This window comes from Aquimarina latercula DSM 2041, assembly GCF_000430645.1.
GTDB classification, from domain to species: domain Bacteria; phylum Bacteroidota; class Bacteroidia; order Flavobacteriales; family Flavobacteriaceae; genus Aquimarina; species Aquimarina latercula.
Genome location: NZ_AUMK01000010.1, coordinates 57,007 through 79,136, shown reverse-complemented (window position 1 = coordinate 79,136; position 22,130 = coordinate 57,007). Strand labels below are relative to the sequence as shown.

Below are 22,130 nucleotides of genomic sequence, written 5' to 3'. Positions count from 1 at the left end.
TGCGGAGAGACAGGGATTCGAACCCTGGCAACACTTACGCGTTGACAGATTAGCAATCTGCTCCATTACCACTCTGGCACCTCTCCGAAATCAAAATTGATTAAGAACTACACATTAATATTTCAAATGCGGATGCAAATGTAGCTTTTATGAATCTACAATGCAACATTTTTTTTGCATTATTTTTAATTTATTAATGACGCTTTTTTAAAAAGTTGAAAATCAGTTTTCTTTGGCTGAAATATTTTTCTGAAACATCTAATTTTAGTTTAAAAATTTCCAAAAACAGTAGTTTCAATCAAGAATCATATATTTGTGATACTTGACCTAATGTTAGATGTTATGAATTTAGACAAAACCCTTTCAGTACTTAATATGAAACACCTATTATTTTTAACAATTTTTCTATGCGGGTATTCTTATGCTCAAAAACCTGTTCTTTCTAAGGATTTTGATTTTAAAATAGGAGAGAAGTATAAAAGAATTAAAAGTGCTAATTCTTATTATGTGGCTTCAGGAAATAGAATGGTTGCTATTAAAAAAGGAAGAAAGGATATGACAATTCAACGCTTTTCTTTAGAAGATTTAAAAGAAGAAGTAAAGAAAAGACAGGTTATAGAGGATAAAGGAGATTTTCAGACTGTTATGGATCTTAATGGGAAGGCTGTGGCTTTCTATACTATTAAAGATAAAGTTTATGCTCAAAAAATATCTCTTACAGGTATTATAGCAGAGAAACCAATTTTGGTAGGGAGTGATAAAGAAAATATTAATAATGATGTAGGTTTTAAAAGTACCTATGGTTTTGATGCTGGAGGAAGAATTAACAAGTTTGTTTTTAAGAAATCATTTGATGGAACTAAATTATTAGTGTTGTTTAGAGTTAAAACAGCAAATGATAAAGCTGATAAAATAGGAATTAGTGTATATGATTCTAGTTTGAAGCTTATTTGGAGTCGAAAAGTAAAATTACCTTATGCTAATAAGTGGTTGGAAAATGAGGATTTTGCTATTGATAATGAAGGGAGTTTCTATATGACAGCTTCTGTTTTTAGTTCTAATGCTGAAGAAAAAAATAAATTAGAGTATTCTTATAGAACTGAAGTTTTTAAAATAAAGGAAGACCCTAAAGAAATCATTAAAAGCAAAATAGAATTACCTGGAAGATCTATAATGGATGCTGTGATTGGTCTAGACAAGCAAGGTAAAATGAGTGTTTCAGGTTTTTATGCTAAAAATGATAATAAGGTAGAAGCTACTGGCTTGTTTTCTGCAAAGTTAGATGTCTCTGGAGTTGTTTCTTCTGTTATTAAAAGTGATATTCCTACAACTATTGTTCAGGACTATGCTTTAAAAAGAGAGACAAGGATTAATGAAGGTACCCAGGATGAAAAAGATAAGCTTGATTTTGAAAGTTTAAAGGTGAATAATGTTGTTTATAACGATGATGCCAGTTTTGTGATTTTGGGAGAACAACGATATGTTGAATCATTTACTACATCAAGTTCTTCTGGTTCTAGAACAACATATAAATATTATTACAGAGATGTAATTGCTTCTAAAATTTCTTCTGAAGGTGATGTGAAATGGTTTCATAGATTGCCTAAGTATCAAACAGGAGCTAGAGGTAAAAAGAGTATGTCTTATATTAATTTTAAAAACCTAGGTAAACATTATTTATTCTATATAGATGATTTTACCAATCTTAAAAGATCTTTTGATGAGTACCCAACGAGGTATTTTGATGGTAAAAAAGAGTTTCTTTATCTAACATCATACACTATTGATGATGCTACTGGAGAAGTTATTAAAGAACCTATTCTTACAGGTAGTGACATTAGAAATTCACGTTTAGATAATTTAGAAGTGTACAAAGCCGCGATTTTACCTAATCAAGACATGATTTTTGAAGCTTATGATGGTAAAAAGAATAACTTGTTGCTAAAAGTTTCTTTGGCTAAATAATAACTGCTAAGAATTAATAATATAGGTACATAATAAAAAAGGAGGCAATTGCCTCCTTTTTTATTATTGTTGTCAGAAAAACTATTCTGACATATTTTCTTCCATTTCTACAAGCTTTGCTACATTTCTTACAATGTGATTATGCTTTTTAACAAATGGGTTTGTTTTATCCCAAACATAACCAGCAAGCACTGCGCAGATTTGTTCTTTAAAATCTTCATTTGGTTTATCATGAAAAATAATTTTTTGCAAATTTCCTGTGTACCATTCTTTTACATAAGTTGTAAATACATCAACTCCTTGTCTCATATAATCTACAAAATCAGTTTGCCAATCAACTTCTTCATTGTTCAGTTGTTTGATAGCTAATTTAGCAGATAAAAGACCTGTTTCTGTTGCAAAAGATACCCCTGATGAAAATACAGGGTCAAGAAACTCAGCACTATTACCAGTTAAGACGAAGCCATTACCAAATAATTTTGTTACATTTTTTGCAATATTTTCTACTTTATAAGGTTCGAACAAATAAGGAACGTCTTTAAACTGCTCATAGTAATAAGGAGAAGTTTTCATCATTTCTTGTAAAACTTCTGTTTTATTTCCTTCGAATTTATTAATCCATTCCATCGGTCCAACAAATCCAATACTGGTATTACCATTAGAAAAAGGGATATACCAAAACCATACTTCAGTTTCGATAATTTCAAATGTAATAGTTGTACCTTCTATTCCCTCAGGTCTTTTGATGTCTTTTACTTGTGTAAAAATGGATCCGTGTTCTGCTAATTTAGAGGGAGCTTCAAGGCCAAGTTGTCTTGCAACAACACGTCCAAAACCACTAGAATCTATAATGAATTTTGCTTCTATCTGACTTTCAGAACCGTCTTTGTGTTTTACTGTGGTTAACGAATCTGTTCCGTTAAATTCTACATTAGTTACTTCAGTTTCAAAATCTACACTTACTCCTTGTCGAATTGCTTCATCGATCAGAGTTTTGTCAAAATGATCTCTTGGAACTTGCCAAGTCCAATCCCAACCATCTCCATACTTTTTACTAAAATCGAAACTCCCAGTGACTCCATCCTTAATAAATCTAGCACCATATTTTTTCTCATACCCTTGTTTCATAAGGCAATCTAGAAGACCAGCTTCTTCAAAATTATCCATACATCTAGGAATCAGACTTTCTCCTACCTGAAATCGAGGGAATTTTGTTTTTTCAACCACCTTAACGTTAATTCCATGTTTGTTAAGATAAGCCGCGCTAACGCTACCAGAAGGACCGGCACCGATTACTAGCACATCTACATTTTCTTTTTTCATAATTTTCAAAGGTACTTTAAATACATTACATTTGCCCTCTGTAAAAATAGAGAGTAAACTTGAATTTTTTTACAAATATTGGAAAAAACTTACTAATTCGCGAATGCTAATACTAAAAGAAAGGTTGGAAATTAAAGATTTCCTAAGTGTTATTTTTAATCAAGAAGAGCTAACGATAGATGATTCTATAATCAATAGAGTTGATGATAGCTTTAAATTTCTGGAGAAATTTTCTGAAAACAAAGTAATCTACGGTGTAAATACCGGATTTGGACCAATGGCCCAATATAAAATAGATGATAAGGATAGGATTGAATTGCAATTCAATTTAATTAGAAGCCACTCATCTGGAACGGGTAAAGCGATGGAGCCTGATTATGTGAAAGCATTAATGTTAGCGAGATTAAACACCTTGTCTTTAGGGAAATCAGGAGTTAATACAACAGTTGTTAATGGCTTGAAAGATTTGATAAATCATGATGTAACACCATTGATTTTCGAACATGGAGGAGTGGGTGCAAGTGGTGATTTAGTTCAATTAGCGCATTTAGCATTGGTACTAATTGGTGAAGGAGAAGTTTTTTATAAAGGAGAAAGAAGAGAAACTGCAGAAGTTTTTAAAGAATTAGGACTTAAACCAATTGAGGTAAAGATTCGAGAAGGATTAGCTTTAATGAATGGTACGTCGGCGATGACTGGAATCGGTATCGTTAATGTTATTAATGCTCAAAAATTGCTAGATTGGTCTATAGCTTGTTCTTCAGCTATAAATGAGATTGTTGAAGCGTATGATGATCACCTTTCTGAAGAATTGAATCACAGTAAATTACATTTAGGACAACAGAATATTGCGCGTAAAATGCGTGAACATTTATCAGATAGTAAGTTAACAAGAGATAGAACAAAGCATTTGTATTCTGGTCAAAACGGAGATACTTATTTCAAGGAAAAAGTTCAGGAATATTATTCTTTACGTTGTGTTCCACAAATTTTAGGGCCTGTTTGTGATACGATTAAACATGTGGGTAGGATTTTGATTGAAGAATTAAATTCAGCGAATGACAATCCAATAATAGATGTAGAAACTAAGCATGTATATCACGGAGGTAATTTTCATGGAGATTATGTTTCTTTAGAGATGGATAAGCTAAAACTTGTTGTCACTAAATTATCAATGCTTGCAGAGCGTCAGTTAAATTATCTGTTGAACTCTAAGCTAAATGATATACTACCACCATTTGCTAATTTAGGTAAACTAGGATTCAATTTTGGGATGCAAGGGATACAGTTTACAGCGGTTTCTACAACTGCAGAAAACCAGACTCTTTCCAACCCAATGTATGTGCACAGTATTCCTAATAATAATGATAATCAAGATATTGTTAGTATGGGAACCAATGCAGCGAATATGACCAAAACAGTAATAGAGAATACATTCGAGGTGTTAGCTATTGAGTTAATGACAATAGTTCAGGCGTTAGAATATCTTGATTTTGGAGATAAGTTATCTAGTAGAACTCAAAAGTTAGTTAAGGATATTAAAAAAATTGTTCCTCCGTTTACGAAGGATTATGTTACTTATCCATTTGTTCAGGAGGTTAAAGACTACCTTAAAGAAAATGATGCCTATTAGATTATTTGATTAAGATTTAATTTATTTATTAATATAAGAAAGCATGTTAACCTATGCTTTTTTATTTGTACTAAAAATAAACCTTAAATATAGATATGATGAAAAAAGCACTTTTAATTACACTAGCATTAGTATTTGGTTTACAAACCTTGTTTTCTCAACAACTAGCAAAAGCTAGGAAGGATGGAAAGTTTGGGTACATTAATAAAAAAGCCGAGTTTGTTATCCAACCTCAATTCAAGAAAGCAAATAGTTTTGCTGATGGAGTTGCATTGGTTTTGGAGGGTAAAAAATGGGGATACATCAACCCAGATGGAAAATGGTTGTTAGAAGCCCAATTTGATAAAGCAAAGGATTTTAATAATGGAGTTGCTATGGTATTGAAAAATAAGAAATGGCAATACATTGATAAAGAAGGTAAAGAGTTGACGTACTCTAATGCCGAAAAAATATATCCTTTTAAAGAAGGAGTTGCTTTTGTTAGAGAAGGCAAGATGGTTGGATTAATGAATCCAAAGGGAGAAGTCATTGTAAAACCACAATATAAGACTATCAAAGGATTTCAGAATGGTTATGCCAGATTTGCAAGCCAATCTGGTCAGTGGGGTATTATAGATAATAAAGGAGCTATAGTAATTAAACCAGAATATACATCTATAGGTAATTATGTGAATGGAGTAGCTAGAGCTGAAAAAGGAGAAGAAGTTTTTGGAATAGCATCTTCCAACAGTTTTAATAAAGTTGATGGGGCTACTAAAATATGGGATTTTAGAACAGGCGGAACCTATACTATTGCAAGAAAGGATGAGAAAATAGGTTTTGTTGATAAAGAAGGCAAATGGGTTATAGAGCCGCAGTTTGTGAAAGCGAAACCTTTTAAAAATGGATACGCAGGTGTTTTTGACGGTAACAAATGGGGCTTTATTGATACTAATGGTAAAGTGGTTATTGATTACAAATATGCAGATGTTGATTATTTCGATAATAATGGAATGGCTCCTGTCAAAATTGAAGATTGGGGATTTGTAAATCTGAAAGGAGAATTAGTTATAGAGGCTAAATATGGTATCACTGCAGGTAGTTTTGGGTTTTTGTCAGGTAGAGCGGCAGAGAAAGGATTTGTGGATGGTTTAGCTCGTGTAAAGTATGAAAAAAAGTGGGGATTTCTAACTCCGGACGGGAAGCTTTTAGGTGATACATGGTTTGATAATGCAGAGCCTTTTGTTAACGTTAAATAAATATTTTGTATTCCTTACAACATTAGACGATTGTTAAAGTTGTAAGGAATCTTTTAATATTGTTAATTAAATCTTAATTTGGAATAATTGTTGTTTTAAACATTGTTCAATAATTATTTGATCTTAAAAAAAAGATGTAAATGAAATACGCCCTTGTAACTGGTGGATCCAGAGGAATAGGAAGAGCAATTGCTGTTAAGTTAGCTAAAGATTTGGAGTACCCTGTTTTAATTAATTATCAGTCTAATGATACAGCTGCTAATGAAACTAAAAAAATTATTGAAGATGAAGGAGGGCAGTGTACATTATTAAAATTTAATGTAGCTGATAGGGAGGATACACATAAAGTTTTAGATAATTGGATGGCTGAAAATCCAGATGCTACTGTTGAAATTATTATCAATAATGCGGGAATTACAAGAGATGGATTATTTATGTGGATGAAACCAGAAGATTGGCATGATGTTCTTAATATTAGTTTGAATGGTTTTTATAATGTAACCAATCACTTGATTCAAAAGATGTTAACTAATAGGTATGGTCGTATTGTAAATGTTGTATCTGTTTCTGGAGTAAAAGGAACACCTGGACAAGCTAATTATTCTGCTGCCAAGGGTGCTTTGGTAGCCGCTACAAAAGCGTTGGCTCAAGAAGTAGCAAAAAGGAAAATTACGGTAAATGCGGTTGCACCAGGTTTTATAAAAACGGATATGACAGCGGAGATGGATGAAAAAGAATTAAAGCGTATGATTCCGGTGAATCGTTTTGGGGAAGCAGAAGAGGTCGCTGATTTAGTATCTTTTTTAGCCTCCAAAAAGGCTTCATATATAACTGGAGAAGTTGTGAATATTAATGGAGGAATTTATTCATAAGAAATTAGTATGCGTAGAGTAGTTATTACTGGAATGGGAATATATTCTTGTATTGGTTCTAATGTAGAAGAAGTAAAAGAATCATTATACCAAGGGAAGTCTGGCATTGTTTATGAACCATCTCGAAAAGAGTTTGGTTATAGATCAGCTTTGACAGGAACCGTTCCTAAACCTAATTTAAAAAAGGAGCTAAGTAGAAGGCAAAGAGTAAGTTTTGGTTCTGAGTCTGAGTATGCTTATATAGCTACGAAACAGGCATTTGATCAAGCAGGTGTAGATCAAGAGTTCTTAGACAATGAAGAAATAGGTGTGCTATTTGGAAATGATAGCACTGCAGAGTCGGTAATGCAAGCAATCGATAAGATAAGAATTAAGAAAGATACTACTTTAGTAGGTTCCGGAGGTGTTTTTAAGTCTATGAACTCTACGGTAACAATGAATCTTTCAACTGTTTTTAAACTGAAAGGTGTTAATTTTACAATAAGTGCTGCTTGCGCAAGTGGATCACACTCGGTTGGAATGGGATATTTGTTGATTAAGCAAGGGCTTCAGGATTATGTGTTGTGTGGAGGTGCTCAAGAAATTAATGATTACGCCTTTGGTAGTTTTGATGGATTAGGAGTTTTTTCTGTGAATGAAGAAAACCCAACAAAAGCATCGAGACCCTTTGATAGCGGAAGAGATGGATTAGTGCCTAGTGGCGGTGGTGCTGCCTTGTTTATGGAGTCTTATGAAAGTGCGGTTAAAAGAGGGGCAACTATTTTGGGAGAAGTTGTAGGTTATGGTTTTTCATCTAATGGAGATCATATTTCTACACCAAACCAAGAGGGACCTGCTAGAGCTATGAAACGAGCAGTGGATCAGGCGAATGTAAAACCTGAAGATGTTGATTATGTTAATGCGCATGCTACATCTACTCCTATAGGAGATGCAAATGAGGCAAAGGCGATTAATGAAGTTTTTGGAGAATCAAGACCTTATGTGAGTTCTACAAAATCAATGACTGGGCATGAGTGTTGGATGGCAGGTGCAAGTGAGATTGTTTATTCTTTAATAATGTTAAACAATTCATTTATAGCGCCTAATATTAACCTTGAGTCTCCTGATGAAGATTCGTCAAAGTTAAATTTGGTAAAAGAAACTGTAGATAAAAAAATTGATGTATTTTTGTCGAATTCATTTGGGTTTGGGGGCACAAATTCTGCAATCGTCATAAAAAAGATTTAGAATAGAAAAAAATTACAAGAAAGATGATGGAAACAAGTGTAATTGTTGAAAAAGTTGATGACTTTTTGATAGAAGAATTCGAGGTAGAAGCGGATGAAATTGCTCCCGAAGCAAACCTTAAAGAAACATTAGATTTAGATAGTTTAGATTACGTAGATCTTGTTGTAGCTATTGAAGCCACTTTTGGAGTGAAATTGGTTGGTGATGATTTTGTTGGAGTAGAAAGTTTTCAAGATTTTTATGATTTGATAGAACGTAAAGTCAATATTTAGAAGAAGTAATGGCCCAATGGGAAGGTAAAGCTAAAGGAACGCCTTTAGGATATAAAATATTCATTTTCTTTATAAAGAATTTAGGATTAAATGCTGCTTACTCAATTCTAATATTTGTAGCAGCGTATTATGTTATATTTTCCTATTCAACTACAAAAGCTAGTTATTATTTCTATAATAAAAGACTAAAGCAATCTCGCTTTAAGTCTTTTGTCAGTGTGTATAAAAATTATATAGTTTTTGGTCAAACACTTATCGATAGGACAGCTATATCTTTTGGACTAAAAAATAAATTCACTTTCACCCACGATGGTCGGGAAAAAATGCAAGCACTCTTAAGTAAAGGTGAGGGTGGAATTATCTTCAGTGCTCACGTAGGAAGTTTTAATATAGCACGTTATTTTTTTGATGATTTTGATATGACTAATACCGGTGTCAATCTAATGGTTACCGATCAAGAAAATGAACAAATCAAGGAGTATGTTGGAGCTGTGTCTAACGATACTAGTATGAAATTTATTGTAATTAAGGAGGATATGTCTCATATCTTTCAGATGAATGATGTTCTAGCAAATGGTGAGGTGATAATTTTTGCTGCAGATAGATATGTAGAAGGGATTCAATTTCTGGAACATGAGTTTTTTGGTAAGTCAGTAAAGTTTCCATCAGGTCCGTATAAGTTAGCTGCGAGAAAAAAGAAGCCTATTCTTTTTATGTATATAATGAAAGGAGCTAAAAAACAATATAATTTGTACGCTCGTGAACCAGAATTTACAGAGCAATCTATCAAACCTAGCCATGTTTTAAAAGAGTATGTTAGAAATACTGAGATTATGGTTAATAAATATCCCTTGCAATGGTTTAATTACTACGACTATTGGGATGATCTTAAAACCTAATGTATGAAGAATGTACTTGTTTTGTATTATAGTCAAAGTGGTCAATTAGGTGAGATATTAACGAATCTGGTAGAGCCGTTGATGATTGATGAAGAATGTGATTTAACAATACATCAAATAAAACCGGAAGAGCCTTATCAATTTCCTTGGAATAAAAAAGACTTTATACAAGCTTTTCCAGAATCCTATTTGCAAATCCCAAGCCCTAATATTCCTATTCCGGAAGAAATAAAGAAAAAAAAATATGATCTGATTATACTGGGCTATACAGTTTGGTATCTTTCACCCTCGATTCCTATTAATTCTTTTTTGAAAAGTGATGACGCTAAAGTATTGTTGAAAGATGCTCCTGTTATTACCGTAAATGGTTCCAGAAACATGTGGATCTTAACTCAGGAAAAAGTTAAGAAGTTATTGGTGGATTGTAAAGCACAATTAGTTGGTAATATTGCTTTTGTAGATAGGCATTGGAATCATATTAGTGTTATTACGATTGTTCATTGGATGATGGGAGGTGAGAAAACTAAATATTTAGGGATTTTCCCAAAACCTGGAGTTTCAGAAGAAGATATTAACGGTGCCGGAAAGTTTGGGACAATTATAAAAAAATATCTTTTTAAAGAAAATTATGAACAATTACAAGAAGAGTTGGTTAAAGATGGAGCAGTTCGAATAAAACCTTTCTTAATTAGGTCAGATAAATCTGGAAATCATATCTTTAGTAAGTGGTCAGCACATATATATAAAGTGGGACTTAAATCACAAAAAAGGAGAGCAAAGTGGTTAAACTTTTTTGAGTATTATCTACAATTTGCTATTTGGGTTTTTGTACCTATAGTTTTTATTATATTTTTGTTGACTTATGTACCTTTTTATGCACGCATAAAAAAAGATATTAAATATTATCAATCAACAAGATTACGATAAGTAATCATTATTTATGAAAAACGTTTACATAACAAAAACAGGGCACTTCTTGCCGAATGAGCCAGTCTCGAATGATGAAATGGAAAAGAGACTAGGGATGATTGATGATCAGCCTTCGAGAGCTAGAAGAATTGTTTTGAGAAATAATGGGATTAAAGAACGGTATTATGCTGTAGATAGTCATGGAAACATTACTCATAATAATGCTCAACTTACAAGAGAAACGATCAAAAATCTATGCGATTCTGATTTTTCAGAAAAGGAAATAGAGTTGCTTTCTTGTGGAACTTCTACTCCGGATAATTTGTTGCCTTCTCACGCATCGATGGTTCATGGATTGTTAGATACTCAGGATAGTATTGAATTAAATACAGCTTCAGGTGTATGTTGTTCTGGAATGAGTGCGTTAAAGTATGGTTTTCTGTCTGTTAAATCTGATAGTACTAAAAATGCTATTTGTACAGGAACAGAAAGAGTTTCTACTTGGATGCAATCTAGAAAATTTGATAAAGAAGTAGAGAATTTAAAATCTTTAGAGGAACAACCAATTATTGGATTTAAAAAAGACTTTCTTAGATGGATGTTATCTGATGGAGGAGGAGCTTTTTTATTAGAAGATAAACCAAGAGGAGAAAATTCTTTGCGAATTGATTGGATGCAAGCTTATTCATTTGCGCATGAATTAGAGGCTTGTATGTATGCTGGAGGAGATAAAAATGAGGATGGAAGCCTTAAGCCTTGGAGCGAATATGAGCCGGCAGAGTGGTTGTCAGAATCTGTTTTTTCGTTAAAACAAGATGTAAAAATCTTAGATAAACATGTTGTTCCAAAAGCAGTTTCTAGTATGAAAGATGCTTTTGAGAAAAACAATCTAAACGAGGAAGAGATAGATTACTTCTTACCTCATATTTCTTCATTTTATTTTGAAGAAAGGTTAAGTAATGAAATGATAAATCAAGGAATTTCAATTCCTAAGAGTAAATGGTTTACGAATCTAGAAAAGGTTGGAAATGTTGGTTCTGCATCTATTTATTTAATGATAAATGAATTGAAAAACTCTGGAAAGTTAAAAAAGGGAGATAAGGTAGTTGCAATGGTTCCAGAAAGTGGACGTTTTTCGTACTTTCATATTTTATTTACTGTTTGCTAATGAGTAATCAACTAGAAGAAAATATTACAGATACTGATTTTATAAAAAAGTTGATTCCACAAAAGGATCCTTTTGTTATGATTGATAAGTTATTATACTTTGATACTGAAAAGGTTATTTCAGGATTAAAAGTTACATCTGATAATATATTAACCTCAGGAGATTATCTAACAGAAGGTGGGCTTATAGAAAATATGGCACAAAGTATTGCCTTGCATAGAGGTTATAGAGGATATATAAATAGAGGTAAAGATGATAAACCTAAAACAGGTTTTATAGGCTCTATAAAACATGCCACCATTAATTCATTACCAAAAATTGGCACTGAGCTTATAACTACAGTAGAAATTGTAGCAGAAATTATGCAAGTTTCGCTTGTTCAGATCGAGGTTAATGACCCGGAAGGGAATTTAATAGCCTCTTCAGAGATGAAAACTATTATAGTAGATTCTTAGTTCTGGAAACTTTTAAATTTTAATTTATTGATAGTATGAAGAAAGAAGACGTACCTCAGGATGAAAGTAGCCTTTCTAAAGCAAATATAAAAGAGGTTGTGTATGCTGTCGATAAGGATGGTAAATACGGAAAAGCCCTTAGTTCTGGTTGGGATGCAAAGACAATTGCATTAAACGAATCATTAGAATTGATAGAAGAGCAACTTCAAGATACAATCAAAAAAATAAAAAGTGGAGAGCTTAGCCCTATTGCGTATTATATGGAATTACAGCGAATGGACGTTGTCGTTTTATCTGGATATGTAGGGTTGTGGCAGTGGAAAGTAAAAAGACACCTTAAGGCCAAAACATTTAGAAAGCTAAATGAAAAGACATTAAGTAAATATGCAGAAGCTTTCGAAATATCTTTAGAAGAACTTAAAAATCCTAAGATTTGAAAATAAACTTTGAACACAATCAATCTGCCCATTGCGAAAATGGAGTAGTTTCTAACTTGTTAAATTATAATGGGCTTAAGGTAAGTGAACCGATGGTATTTGGAATTGCTTCAGGAGTCTTCTTTATATATATACCTTTTATCAAGGTGAATTTCGCTCCAATGTTTAGTTTTAGACCTGTTCCAGGCTTTATTTTCTCTAGAGTAAGTAAAAGATTAGGATTTAAGATAAAAAGGCATAAATTTAAGTCAAAGGAGAAAGCTCAGCAGACATTAGATGCAGAATTATCAAAAAATAATCCGGTAGGACTACAGGTTGGAGTGTATAATTTGACTTATTTCCCTGATGAATATCGTTTTCACTTTAATGCACACAATTTAGTGGTGTATGGTAAGGATGGAGATAATTACCTTATTAGTGATCCTGTAATGCAGGAAGTAACTACATTATCTTCTAAGGAATTAGAAAAAGTACGTTTCGCTAAAGGTCCTTTTGCACCAAATGGACATATTTATTATCCGACAGAATTACCAAACGATATAGATCTTAAAAAAGCAATTACTAAAGGAATAAAACAAGCATATAGACATATGTTAGCACCAGTTCCTATTGTTGGATTTAGAGGAATTAGGTTTGTGGCCAAAAGAATTCGAAAATGGCCGGATAAAATTGGTATAAAAAAGACAAATCATTACTTGGGTCAATTGGTCCGAATGCAAGAAGAAATAGGAACTGGAGGTGGAGGTTTTCGATTTATTTTTGCTGCTTTTTTACAGGAAGCATCGGTGATTATGGAAAACCCTCGTTTAGCTGAATTATCTAAAGAAATGACGGTAATAGGAGATCAATGGAGAGATTTTGCAATTGATGCTTCTAGACTTTATAAAAATAGAAGTAGAGAAACGGATGCTTATAATAAAATTGCTGATAAACTAGATGCTATTGCATTAGCTGAAAGAGCATTCTTTTTGGATCTTAAGAAAGCAATTAAATAACTGCGAATGGATAAAACTCCTCTTATTGACATAAAAAATATCTCTAAACAATATAAAGGAGCTGCATTTCTTTCATTAGATAAGGTGAACTTACAAATAAAATCCGGAGAAGTATATGGACTTCTTGGACCTAATGGAGCAGGAAAAACTACATTAATATCCATTTTATGTGGATTGATTAAACCCACTTCAGGAGAAGTGCTGATTTCTGGAAATAGCTTTAAAACACACGCAAAAGATATTCAAAAATCTATAGGGGTTGTACCTCAAGAATATGCATTATATCCCAAGTTAACTGCTAAGGAGAATTTGTTTTATTTTGGAAGTATGTTTGGAATAAAAAAATCCGAACTTACACCAATAATCAAATCTCATTTAGATCAATTAGGGTTGTTGCCTTTTGCGGATAAAAAAATTAAAACGTTTTCAGGAGGTATGAAAAGAAGGGTGAATCTGATTGCAGGGATACTACATAACCCGATGTTGTTGTTTTTAGATGAACCTACCGTTGGAGTAGATGTTCAATCTAAACAAGCGATTACTACTAAACTTATAGAACTCAATCAGTCAGGAACAACTATAATTTATACATCCCATCATTTAAGAGAAGCGCAAGATTTGTGTTCTATGGTTGGGATTATTGATTCAGGAAAAATTATTGCAGAAGATACACCGCCTAAATTGATTAAGAATACTAAGGAGGCTAGGAACTTAGAAGATGTATTTATAGAACTTACAGGTAGAGAACTTCGTGACTATGCATAGATTTTTAGCATCCATAAAAAAAGAATTTTTGTTGCTCCTAAGAGATCCTGGAGGATTAATTATTCTGTTCTTAATGCCGATTGTTTTAGTAGTTACTGTTACATTAATTCAAGATGCGACATTTAAATCTGTATCCAGTAGTTCAATAGAAATACTACTGGTTGATAAAGATAATGGGAAGTTATCGGCTGAAATCCAAAAGAGTTTTTCTGAAATAGAATTTTTGGAACCTGTTTCTAAGATAGATAATATATCATTAACAGAAGAAAAAGCAAGACTTTTGGTAGCTTCTGGAGATTATCAGTTAGCTGTTGTGATACCAGAGGGGTTAAGTAAAGAACTCCAAAACCAAATAGATAAAAATATTTCTAAAATACTCGAAGAGTTCGAAGGTTCTGTAGATTCTTTGAAAACAGCTGACGTTACAGAAACGTTACCGGATAATAAAGTCGTAAAGCTTTATTTCGATCCTATTACTCAAGAAACCTTTAGAAGTTCTGTGATATTTGCGGTTGATAAGTTGGTGGCGAGTATAGAAACTAAATCAATTTACGAAGCTTTTGAAAAAGAATTAGGAGAGTCAGAAAGTCTTAAGTCTTTTAATAGAGATACTTTTGTTAAATATGATCAGATAAATCCATCTTTATCCGGAGAGTTGATTATTCCAAATTCTGTTCAACATAATATCCCAGCTTGGACCTTGTTCGCAATATTTTTCATGATTTTACCTTTATCATTAAACCTTGTTCATGAAAAAGGACAAGGAACATTTGTTCGATTGCAAACAACACCGATTAATTACGCAACTATTATTGGAGGAAAGGCATTTCTGTTTTTATTGGTTAGTCTTTTGCAATTTACATTAGTTTTGTTATTAGGGCTTTATGTGTTTCCTAAATTAGGTCTTCCGGTTTTGGATTTAGGGAATAATCTAGGTTTACTATACGTGGTAGCTCTATCTTCTGGATTGGCGGCAATAGGATTAGGAGTGTTGTTGGGTACGGTATTTAACTCACACGAACAGGCAGCACCATTTGGTGCTGTTTTGGTTGTATTACTTGCAGCGATTGGTGGAGTATGGGTTCCTGTGTTTGCAATGCCAGATACGATGCAGATTATAGCCAAAATATCTCCGATGAATTGGGGATTAGAAGCTTTTTATGATTGTTTTTTAAGAAAAGGTAGTCTGATAGATATTCTTCCCGAAATAGGTTTGCTTATTGGGTTTTTTATTAGTACTATCGTAATCGCTATACTATATTATGAAAAGAAAAAAGCGGTCTAAAGAAGTTGTAACCGATATTAAATATGTTCACGAGGTAAGAGTCAGGTTTAATGACTGTGATCCTCTTAGCATTGTTTGGCATGGTATTTATATTACCTATTTTGAAGAAGGTAGAGAAGCTTTCGGTAGAACTCATGGTATTTCGTATTTACACGTAAAGGATAATAATTATGTTACTCCGATTGTTAATTCCAATTGCGATCATAAGTTACCATTAAAGTATGGGGATATTGCTACTGTAGAGACTATATATGTAGATAGCCCAGCTGCAAAAATGATTTTTAGGTACAATGTGTATAACCAGAATAAAGATTTGGTTTGTGTTGGAGAAACTACGCAAGTATTTTTAGATCTGGATGGAAATATGTCTTTAAGTATTCCGGAATTTTTTCTTGATTGGAAACGTAAAGTAGGTTTGTTATGAAAAAAGTCTACATAGTTGCTGATAATATAGTTTCGCCACTTGGTTTTTCTACAGAAGAAAATATAGTGAATCTCCGTAATAATCATACTGGAATTCAGAAAGTTGAGGATGATTTGATATGGTCTGACGCATTTTATGGCGCCGTAGTTGATAATGAAAAGCTTTCTAAAGCTTGGAGTGTAATATCAGGAAACTCTAGCTATACAAAGTTGGAAAAAATGATGTTATTATCTGTTTCTAAACTGCTAAAAGAGAATCCTGGATTAAATATTACTAAAAGTGGAATTGTAATTTCTACAACTAAAGGAAATATTAATAATCTGCGAAGAGATAAAGATGAAAAGGCATATTTAAGTAGCATTTCGAGAACGATTCAGGAGTATTTTAAGTTGGATCATACGCCTAAAGTTTTATCCAATGCTTGTATTTCTGGAGGATTAGCTTTGGCTGTTGGTAAGAGAATGATTCAATCAGGACTTTTTGAAGATGTAGTTGTAATAGGAGGTGATTTACTCTCGGAGTTTACACTTTCTGGTTTCTTTTCTTTTCAAGCGGTAAGTTCTGCACCGTGTAAACCATTTTGTAAAAATAGAACGGGTATTAGTTTGGGAGAAGCTGCAGCCTGCGCCTGGCTTAGTGCTAACAAAGAAAACAATACGGATACCGTAATTAGTATTACCGGAGAGGCTTCTGCTAATGACGCTAATCATATTTCTGGACCTTCAAGAACTGGCGAAGGATTATTTATAAGCATTAGTAAAGCTTTAAAAGAAGCTAATTTAGACAGTGGTCAAATAGATCATATTACCGCACATGGTACAGCGACTCCATATAATGATGAAATGGAAGCTATTGCATTTAATAGAGCTGGGTTGCAAAAGGTACCATTAAATAGCTTAAAGGGGTACTATGGACATACATTAGGTGCTTCTGCTTTGATAGAGAGTATTATAGCTAAACATTGTTTGATTAATAATGAATTATTCGCTTCTTTAGGTTATGAAGAGTTAGGTGTTTCTCAACCGATAAACGTGCTTGCTAAAAATGAAAAGAGAGAACTGAATAAAGTTTTGAAAACAGCTTCTGGTTTTGGTGGTTGTAATGTTGCATTGATTATTGAAAAGGAAGTGCTGTGATAGAAGAAAAGTATTACATATCAGATTTTTGTTTGATTAGAGATAAAAAAGTATTCAAAAATGGGCGCGAGTTATATACCGATTTAGAATCTACAAGTTTAAAGGATTTTGCAAAAGGGGTTTATAAATTTCTAGAGTTAAAATATCCGAAGTTTCACAAAATGGACGAATTATGTAAGCTTGGTTTTTTAGCTTCAGAGGTTTTATTAAATGAGAAAGAAGAAGTAGATCAGGATACCGCTTTAGTTTTATCAAATAGGGCTTCTAGTCTTGATACGGATAGGAAACATCAATTAAGTATTCAAAATAGAGAAGATTTTTATCCTTCTCCTGCTATTTTTGTATATACATTGCCCAATATTATTATGGGAGAAATCAGTATTAAGCATAAAATGAAAAGTGAAAATGCTTTTTTTGTAACAGATAGTTTTGATGCTGATTTTATAACTTCATATTCTAAAATTTTAATGAATACAGGAAAGGCAAGTGACGTTATTTGTGGTTGGGTAGATTTGGATAATGATAAATATGACGTATTTTTGGCTTTTCTTTCAAAAAAAGGTAAAAAAGAGCTAACAAAAGAAGAATTAAATAAATTATATAAGCAATAGTTATGGCTGAATTAAGAGAAGAGCTAAAAGAAAAATTAATAGAGCAATTAAGTCTTGAAGATGTAGAAGTAAGCGAAATAGGAGATGATGATCCTCTTTTTGGTGATGGTTTAGGATTAGATTCTATTGATGCTCTTGAGCTAATTGTATTATTAGAAAAAGACTATGGAATTAAGCTAAAAGATCCAAAAGAAGGTAAAGCTATATTTGAATCGATTAGTGTAATGGCTGATTACATTTCAAAACACCGTACAAAATAATATGAATAAAGGCATTGCCATAACTGGTATGGGGATTATTTCTTCTATCGGAAATACGGTAGAAGAAAATTTGAATGCTTTGAAATCAGTATCTCCTGGAATTTCCAGAATTGAGATGTTGAAAACTCGTCATAAGGATCAAATCATGGTTGGTGAAATTAAACAAACCAATGAAGATCTAGAGAAACAATTAGGGTTAAAACCGTTACATAGTTTTTCTAGAACTGCTATGATAGGTGCTATTGCGGCAAAAGAAGCGTTGCGAGATGCACAGATTTCTGATGTTAACGAATATAGAACTGGTTTTGTTTCAGGAACCAGTGTAGGTGGTATGGATACCACAGAAAAGCACTACCTTGGCTATACAGAAATTGAAGATAATCGAAGATTTATACAGGCGCAACATGCAGGTTTTACTACCCAATCTATTTCTAATCATTTAGGAATCAATGGATATGTTTCTACTATAAGTACTGCTTGTTCCTCTGCGGCAAATGCAATTATGCTCGGAGCAAGAATGATTCAAGCGGGCAAAATAGATCGAATGATTGTGGGAGGAACTGATGCGTTATCTAAGTTCACAATCAATGGTTTTGGTACTTTAATGATCTTGTCGGATTCAGAATGTACACCTTTTGATGATAACAGAAAAGGATTAAATCTAGGAGAAGCTGCAGCATTTTTGGTGCTAGAGAGTGATTCGATTGTAGAAAAAGAAAATAAGAAGGTTTTAGGACGTGTAGCGGGATGGGCTAATGCAAATGATGCTTATCACCAAACTGCATCTTCTTCTGATGGAGAAGGAGCTTTTTTAGCAATGAATGAGGCGCTAAAAGTAGCGGATATAACTGCAAATGAAATTGATTATGTAAATGCTCATGGTACGGCAACTCCTAATAATGATTTATCAGAAGGAGTAGCTATGACCAGAATATTTGGAGAAGAAAAACCCCCTGTATTTAGTTCTACAAAGGCATTTACAGGACATACATTAGCAGCAGCAGGATCTGTAGAAGCTGTGTATTCACTTCTATCTCTTCGTGAAAACTTAATTTTCCCGAATTTGAATTTTAAAAATAAAATGAAAGAGTTTTCATTGGTTCCACAAACAGAATTAGCATCCAAAGAAATGAAAACCATATTATCAAATTCTTTTGGTTTTGGAGGTAATTGTTCCACTTTAATATTTACAAAATAATGAGCGATTGCTATATTAATGGAATAGCCAGTATTTCGGCACAGCCAACAACAGATCCAGAAACATTTTTAGAGGATATAATCTCTCATAAAGAGTCTATATTTAGATCTCATGATCCTAATTATAAAGAATATATTAAGCCAGCGGCAATGAGACGTATGTCTAAGTCGGTAAAGATGGGAGTTACAGCCGCTTCTATGGCGTTACACAATTCTGGAATAGAAATGCCTGATGCTATTATTACAGGTACAGGAATGGGATGTAAACAAGATTCTGAAAAGTTTTTAGAAAATGTCTTAAATAATGATGAGCAGTTTTTAACTCCAACATTATTTATACAGTCTACACATAATACAGTGGGAGGACAAGTAGCTTTAGGGTTAGGTTGCAAAGCATATAATGTTACCTATGTACAAGGTTCTGCTTCTTTTGAGATCTCTGTTATGGATGCGCAATTGATGTTGTCAGAAAAGCCGGAAAAACAAATTCTTGTTGGAGGTATTGATGAAGTAGCTAAAAATTCAACATTATTACATAAATTGGATGGTCAGATTAAAGACGATAATATTGATGTAATTAACTTGTTAAATTCTAAAACGACTGGAACAGTAAATAGTGAAGGATCTACATTTATGGTTTTGGGTTCTGATAAAACTGAAAAAAGTCTTGCAAAAATTATTGATGTAGAAACCCTTAGTAAAGGTTCTCCAGATGATATTAAAAAATCAATAATATCATTCATTTCTCGACATGATATAAGTATCGAAGATATCGATGCTGTGGTATTAGGAAATAATGGGGATATTAATTTTGATCATTATTACGAAAATTTGCAAACTTCGATTTTTTCTGATAAAGAGCAGTTGTGTTATAAACACTTAATAGGAGATTATCCAGTAGCTTCTAGTTTTGGATTTTGGCTTGGTTGTAAAATATTTGAAAACAATCAAGTGCCAAATGTTTTAAAGGTAAATGAAGTTGTTGCTAATAAATATGATACTGTACTTCTTTATAATCAATATCTTGGGAAAAATCATAGTATTGCGTTGTTACAACGATGCTAATAAGAAATTTAGTTAATATTATATCTATAGTCGTTGGTATTTTAATAATAACGGCGATCAGTTTCAATAAGTTACCGATTTGGTCCTTTGTTGTCTTAATATTGCTTTGGGTAGTAATAACCACTTACGGAGTACTTAATATAAAGGCAGGATATTTTCTTAAAAGTTTAAACAATAATCCAACTACAAAAGGAAAAAAGATTGCTATTACCTTTGATGATGGCCCAGATATTAATACAATTAAAATCTTAGAAATACTAGGCAAGTACAATATCAAAGGAACTTTTTTTTGTATTGGACAGCAAGTAGAAAAACACCCCGATATTGTTAAAAAAATTATTAATGAAGGACATATTGTAGGCAACCATACTTTTACCCACGGGAAGTTTATTGATGTATATAGTACGGATAAATTTATTGGTGAAATAGTAGAGGCGGATACTGCGATAGAAAAGATTTCTAAAAAAAAACCATTACTTTTTAGGCCTCCTTATGGAATAACAAACCCCAATATAGCTAGAGCTGTTAAAAAGACTGGACATGCTGTTATTGGTTGGAATAAGAGGTCTTTTGATACAACAATTCCTTCTGAAAAAGTCATATTAAAAAGAATAACCAAAAACCTTAAAAATGGTGATGTTATACTTCTACATGATACAAAATTGATCACTTTAACAGTATTGGAACAATTGTTGCTATTTTTGCAGAGTAATAATTATACAACCGTTACGATAGATGAATTATTTTCAATACAGGCATATGCTTAGATTTTTATTATTTGGTTTTATTTTGCTAAGTGGTTCTTACCTGCAAGCTCAAGAGGTAGAGCTTTCGACATCAGAGATTACATCTTTTAAAAACTCTGTAAGTAAAAGTGCTAAGCAATCAAAAACCATTGTTAACACATTCACACAATTAAAACATATAGATTTTCTTTCTAACGATATAGAAAGTAGTGGTGATCTGTATTTTAAATCACCAAATATTATTAAATGGTCATATACAAGTCCGTATGAATATAGTGTAATTTTTAAAGATAAAAAGTTGTTTATCAATGATGCAGGAAAGAAAAGCGATATTAATTTGGCGTCTAATAAAGTTTTTAAAAAATTAAATGACTTGATAGCAAAGAGTGTTAGTGGCGATATGCTAGATGACACTCAATTTTCCATACGTTTTTTTAAAAACAAAGAACTTTTTATCGCAAAATTATCTCCAATTGATCAAACTTTAAAAAATATGTTTAAGGAGATTGTTTTAAATTTTGAATCAAATAAGTATTTAGTTTCTAGTGTTAAACTAATAGAACCTTCAGGAGATTATACTCTTATCAATTTCGAGAACACATCTGTAAATAAACCTATACCAGATGCGATATTTGCTCATTAGTATATTATGTATATCTGTTTTTAGCTGCAAGGTTGCAACTGTAGAAAATTTTACAGAATCAGAGGTAAAATCAGGAGATCAAGTCGTTAATCCATATTTTTCGAGCGAAACAATTGATTATGTTTATAAATCAGATATATCAGTTTATGGAAATGAATTTAGTGGTATTCTTATTTTAAAAAAGATTGCTCCCCAAAAGCATCGTATTGTATTTACATCACAATTTGGGAGTACATTTTTTGATATTGAAATAGATAGTGAATCCTATAAAATTCATTCAATTATAGAACAACTTGATAGAAAAATTATCTTAAATACCTTAATAAAAGATTTTACATTATTGGTAAAAGAAAAAGGTATGGCTGTCCAAAGATATCATAATGATACATATAATGTTCTGAAAAATGAGAAAGGGAAGTACAGTAATTATTATTTTTACAATCTATCGGATCAGAAATTAGATAAGATAGTTAATACCACAAAGAGAAAAGAAAAAGTGATCGTACTGTTTAATGATATCGCAGAGGATCATTTAGCTAATAATATATCTATTGATCATAAAAATATTAGATTGAATATTGAATTAAATTTCTTAAAAAAATAAC

24 protein-coding genes and 1 tRNA gene are annotated in these 22,130 nt (G+C 32.4%); 23 read left to right on the top strand and 2 right to left on the bottom strand.

Features of this window, described 5'->3' with window-relative positions; genetic code table 11:
* Positions 1 to 2 precede the first annotated feature (2 nt).
* A tRNA-Ser gene (locus H526_RS0109355) sits at positions 3 to 86 on the bottom strand.
* A 256-nt stretch (positions 87 to 342) separates the two neighbouring features.
* On the opposite strand from H526_RS0109355, the gene H526_RS0109350 reads away from it, so the two are divergent.
* Positions 343 to 1,965: a hypothetical protein gene (locus H526_RS0109350; protein ID WP_155839647.1), complete on the top strand. Its 1,623-nt coding sequence runs from the start codon at positions 343 to 345 to the stop codon at positions 1,963 to 1,965.
* 81 nt (positions 1,966 to 2,046) lie between these two features.
* On the opposite strand, the gene H526_RS0109345 is transcribed toward H526_RS0109350, so the two are convergent.
* A complete protein-coding gene (locus tag H526_RS0109345; RefSeq protein WP_027392763.1) occupies positions 2,047 to 3,288 on the bottom strand; it encodes an NAD(P)/FAD-dependent oxidoreductase in 1,242 nt (413 codons plus the stop codon).
* A gap of 103 nt (positions 3,289 to 3,391) precedes the next feature.
* Here H526_RS0109345 and flxA point away from each other — a divergent pair, with 103 nt between their 5' ends.
* The 22 genes from flxA (at position 3,392) to lolB2 (ending at position 22,129) form a co-directional block, all read left to right on the top strand.
* A complete protein-coding gene (gene flxA / locus H526_RS0109340) occupies positions 3,392 to 4,921 on the top strand; it encodes a flexirubin biosynthesis tyrosine ammonia-lyase FlxA (protein ID WP_027392762.1) in 1,530 nt (509 codons plus the stop codon).
* A gap of 98 nt (positions 4,922 to 5,019) precedes the next feature.
* Complete coding sequence (locus H526_RS0109335) at positions 5,020 to 6,159, top strand: WG repeat-containing protein (RefSeq protein WP_027392761.1); 1,140 nt, start codon at positions 5,020 to 5,022, stop codon at positions 6,157 to 6,159.
* Positions 6,160 to 6,299: 140 nt separating this feature from the next.
* Positions 6,300 to 7,031 (top strand): flexirubin biosynthesis SDR family reductase FlxB, encoded by a 732-nt coding sequence (gene flxB, locus H526_RS0109330; RefSeq protein ID WP_027392760.1) that lies wholly within the window; start codon positions 6,300 to 6,302, stop codon positions 7,029 to 7,031.
* 9 nt (positions 7,032 to 7,040) lie between these two features.
* On the top strand, positions 7,041 to 8,258 hold the full coding sequence (locus H526_RS0109325) for a beta-ketoacyl-[acyl-carrier-protein] synthase family protein (RefSeq protein ID WP_027392759.1): 1,218 nt from the start codon (positions 7,041 to 7,043) through the stop codon (positions 8,256 to 8,258).
* Between the two features lie 26 nt (positions 8,259 to 8,284).
* Positions 8,285 to 8,530 (top strand): phosphopantetheine-binding protein, encoded by a 246-nt coding sequence (locus H526_RS0109320; RefSeq protein ID WP_027392758.1) that lies wholly within the window; start codon positions 8,285 to 8,287, stop codon positions 8,528 to 8,530.
* Between the two features lie 8 nt (positions 8,531 to 8,538).
* Positions 8,539 to 9,429: a lysophospholipid acyltransferase family protein gene (locus H526_RS0109315; protein ID WP_027392757.1), complete on the top strand. Its 891-nt coding sequence runs from the start codon at positions 8,539 to 8,541 to the stop codon at positions 9,427 to 9,429.
* 3 nt (positions 9,430 to 9,432) lie between these two features.
* Positions 9,433 to 10,356, top strand: a complete 924-nt coding sequence (locus H526_RS0109310; protein ID WP_027392756.1) for a flavodoxin — start codon at positions 9,433 to 9,435, stop codon at positions 10,354 to 10,356.
* 13 nt (positions 10,357 to 10,369) lie between these two features.
* Positions 10,370 to 11,506, top strand: coding sequence for a dialkylresorcinol biosynthesis protein DarB (darB, locus tag H526_RS0109305; RefSeq protein ID WP_027392755.1), 1,137 nt, complete (start codon positions 10,370 to 10,372; stop codon positions 11,504 to 11,506).
* Positions 11,506 to 11,961: a hotdog family protein gene (locus H526_RS0109300; RefSeq protein ID WP_035085073.1), complete on the top strand. Its 456-nt coding sequence runs from the start codon at positions 11,506 to 11,508 to the stop codon at positions 11,959 to 11,961. Before darB ends, H526_RS0109300 begins: the two co-directional genes overlap by 1 nt.
* 35 nt (positions 11,962 to 11,996) lie before the next feature.
* Positions 11,997 to 12,398 carry a flexirubin biosynthesis protein DarG gene (gene DarG / locus H526_RS0109295; protein WP_027392753.1) on the top strand — a complete coding sequence of 134 codons (402 nt, stop codon included), beginning with the start codon at positions 11,997 to 11,999 and terminating at the stop codon, positions 12,396 to 12,398.
* Positions 12,395 to 13,393: a BtrH-related acyltransferase DarH gene (gene darH / locus H526_RS0109290; protein ID WP_027392752.1), complete on the top strand. Its 999-nt coding sequence runs from the start codon at positions 12,395 to 12,397 to the stop codon at positions 13,391 to 13,393. Before DarG ends, darH begins: the two co-directional genes overlap by 4 nt.
* Before the next feature lie 6 nt (positions 13,394 to 13,399).
* Positions 13,400 to 14,158, top strand: a complete 759-nt coding sequence (locus H526_RS0109285) for an ABC transporter ATP-binding protein (protein ID WP_027392751.1) — start codon at positions 13,400 to 13,402, stop codon at positions 14,156 to 14,158.
* Positions 14,151 to 15,443: an ABC transporter permease gene (locus H526_RS0109280; RefSeq protein WP_027392750.1), complete on the top strand. Its 1,293-nt coding sequence runs from the start codon at positions 14,151 to 14,153 to the stop codon at positions 15,441 to 15,443. The genes H526_RS0109285 and H526_RS0109280 overlap by 8 nt, the downstream gene beginning before the upstream one ends.
* A complete protein-coding gene (locus tag H526_RS0109275) occupies positions 15,421 to 15,867 on the top strand; it encodes an acyl-CoA thioesterase (protein ID WP_027392749.1) in 447 nt (148 codons plus the stop codon). Before H526_RS0109280 ends, H526_RS0109275 begins: the two co-directional genes overlap by 23 nt.
* The gene (locus H526_RS0109270) at positions 15,864 to 17,003 is read left to right on the top strand and encodes a beta-ketoacyl-[acyl-carrier-protein] synthase family protein (protein ID WP_027392748.1); all 1,140 of its coding nucleotides are present in this window, start codon (positions 15,864 to 15,866) and stop codon (positions 17,001 to 17,003) included. The genes H526_RS0109275 and H526_RS0109270 overlap by 4 nt, the downstream gene beginning before the upstream one ends.
* Complete coding sequence (locus H526_RS0109265; RefSeq protein ID WP_027392747.1) at positions 17,000 to 17,614, top strand: hypothetical protein; 615 nt, start codon at positions 17,000 to 17,002, stop codon at positions 17,612 to 17,614. Before H526_RS0109270 ends, H526_RS0109265 begins: the two co-directional genes overlap by 4 nt.
* 2 nt (positions 17,615 to 17,616) lie before the next feature.
* Positions 17,617 to 17,874, top strand: a complete 258-nt coding sequence (locus H526_RS0109260; RefSeq protein WP_027392746.1) for a phosphopantetheine-binding protein — start codon at positions 17,617 to 17,619, stop codon at positions 17,872 to 17,874.
* Position 17,875: 1 nt separating this feature from the next.
* Positions 17,876 to 19,072 carry a beta-ketoacyl-[acyl-carrier-protein] synthase family protein gene (locus H526_RS0109255; protein ID WP_027392745.1) on the top strand — a complete coding sequence of 399 codons (1,197 nt, stop codon included), beginning with the start codon at positions 17,876 to 17,878 and terminating at the stop codon, positions 19,070 to 19,072.
* Positions 19,072 to 20,136: a beta-ketoacyl synthase N-terminal-like domain-containing protein gene (locus H526_RS0109250; protein WP_027392744.1), complete on the top strand. Its 1,065-nt coding sequence runs from the start codon at positions 19,072 to 19,074 to the stop codon at positions 20,134 to 20,136. The genes H526_RS0109255 and H526_RS0109250 overlap by 1 nt, the downstream gene beginning before the upstream one ends.
* Positions 20,130 to 20,903, top strand: coding sequence for a polysaccharide deacetylase family protein (locus H526_RS0109245; RefSeq protein ID WP_027392743.1), 774 nt, complete (start codon positions 20,130 to 20,132; stop codon positions 20,901 to 20,903). The genes H526_RS0109250 and H526_RS0109245 overlap by 7 nt, the downstream gene beginning before the upstream one ends.
* Positions 20,896 to 21,525 (top strand): flexirubin biosynthesis/transport protein LolA2, encoded by a 630-nt coding sequence (lolA2, locus tag H526_RS0109240; RefSeq protein ID WP_027392742.1) that lies wholly within the window; start codon positions 20,896 to 20,898, stop codon positions 21,523 to 21,525. Before H526_RS0109245 ends, lolA2 begins: the two co-directional genes overlap by 8 nt.
* Positions 21,506 to 22,129: a flexirubin biosynthesis protein LolB2 gene (gene lolB2, locus H526_RS0109235; protein ID WP_035085071.1), complete on the top strand. Its 624-nt coding sequence runs from the start codon at positions 21,506 to 21,508 to the stop codon at positions 22,127 to 22,129. The genes lolA2 and lolB2 overlap by 20 nt, the downstream gene beginning before the upstream one ends.
* Position 22,130: the final 1 nt, after the last annotated feature.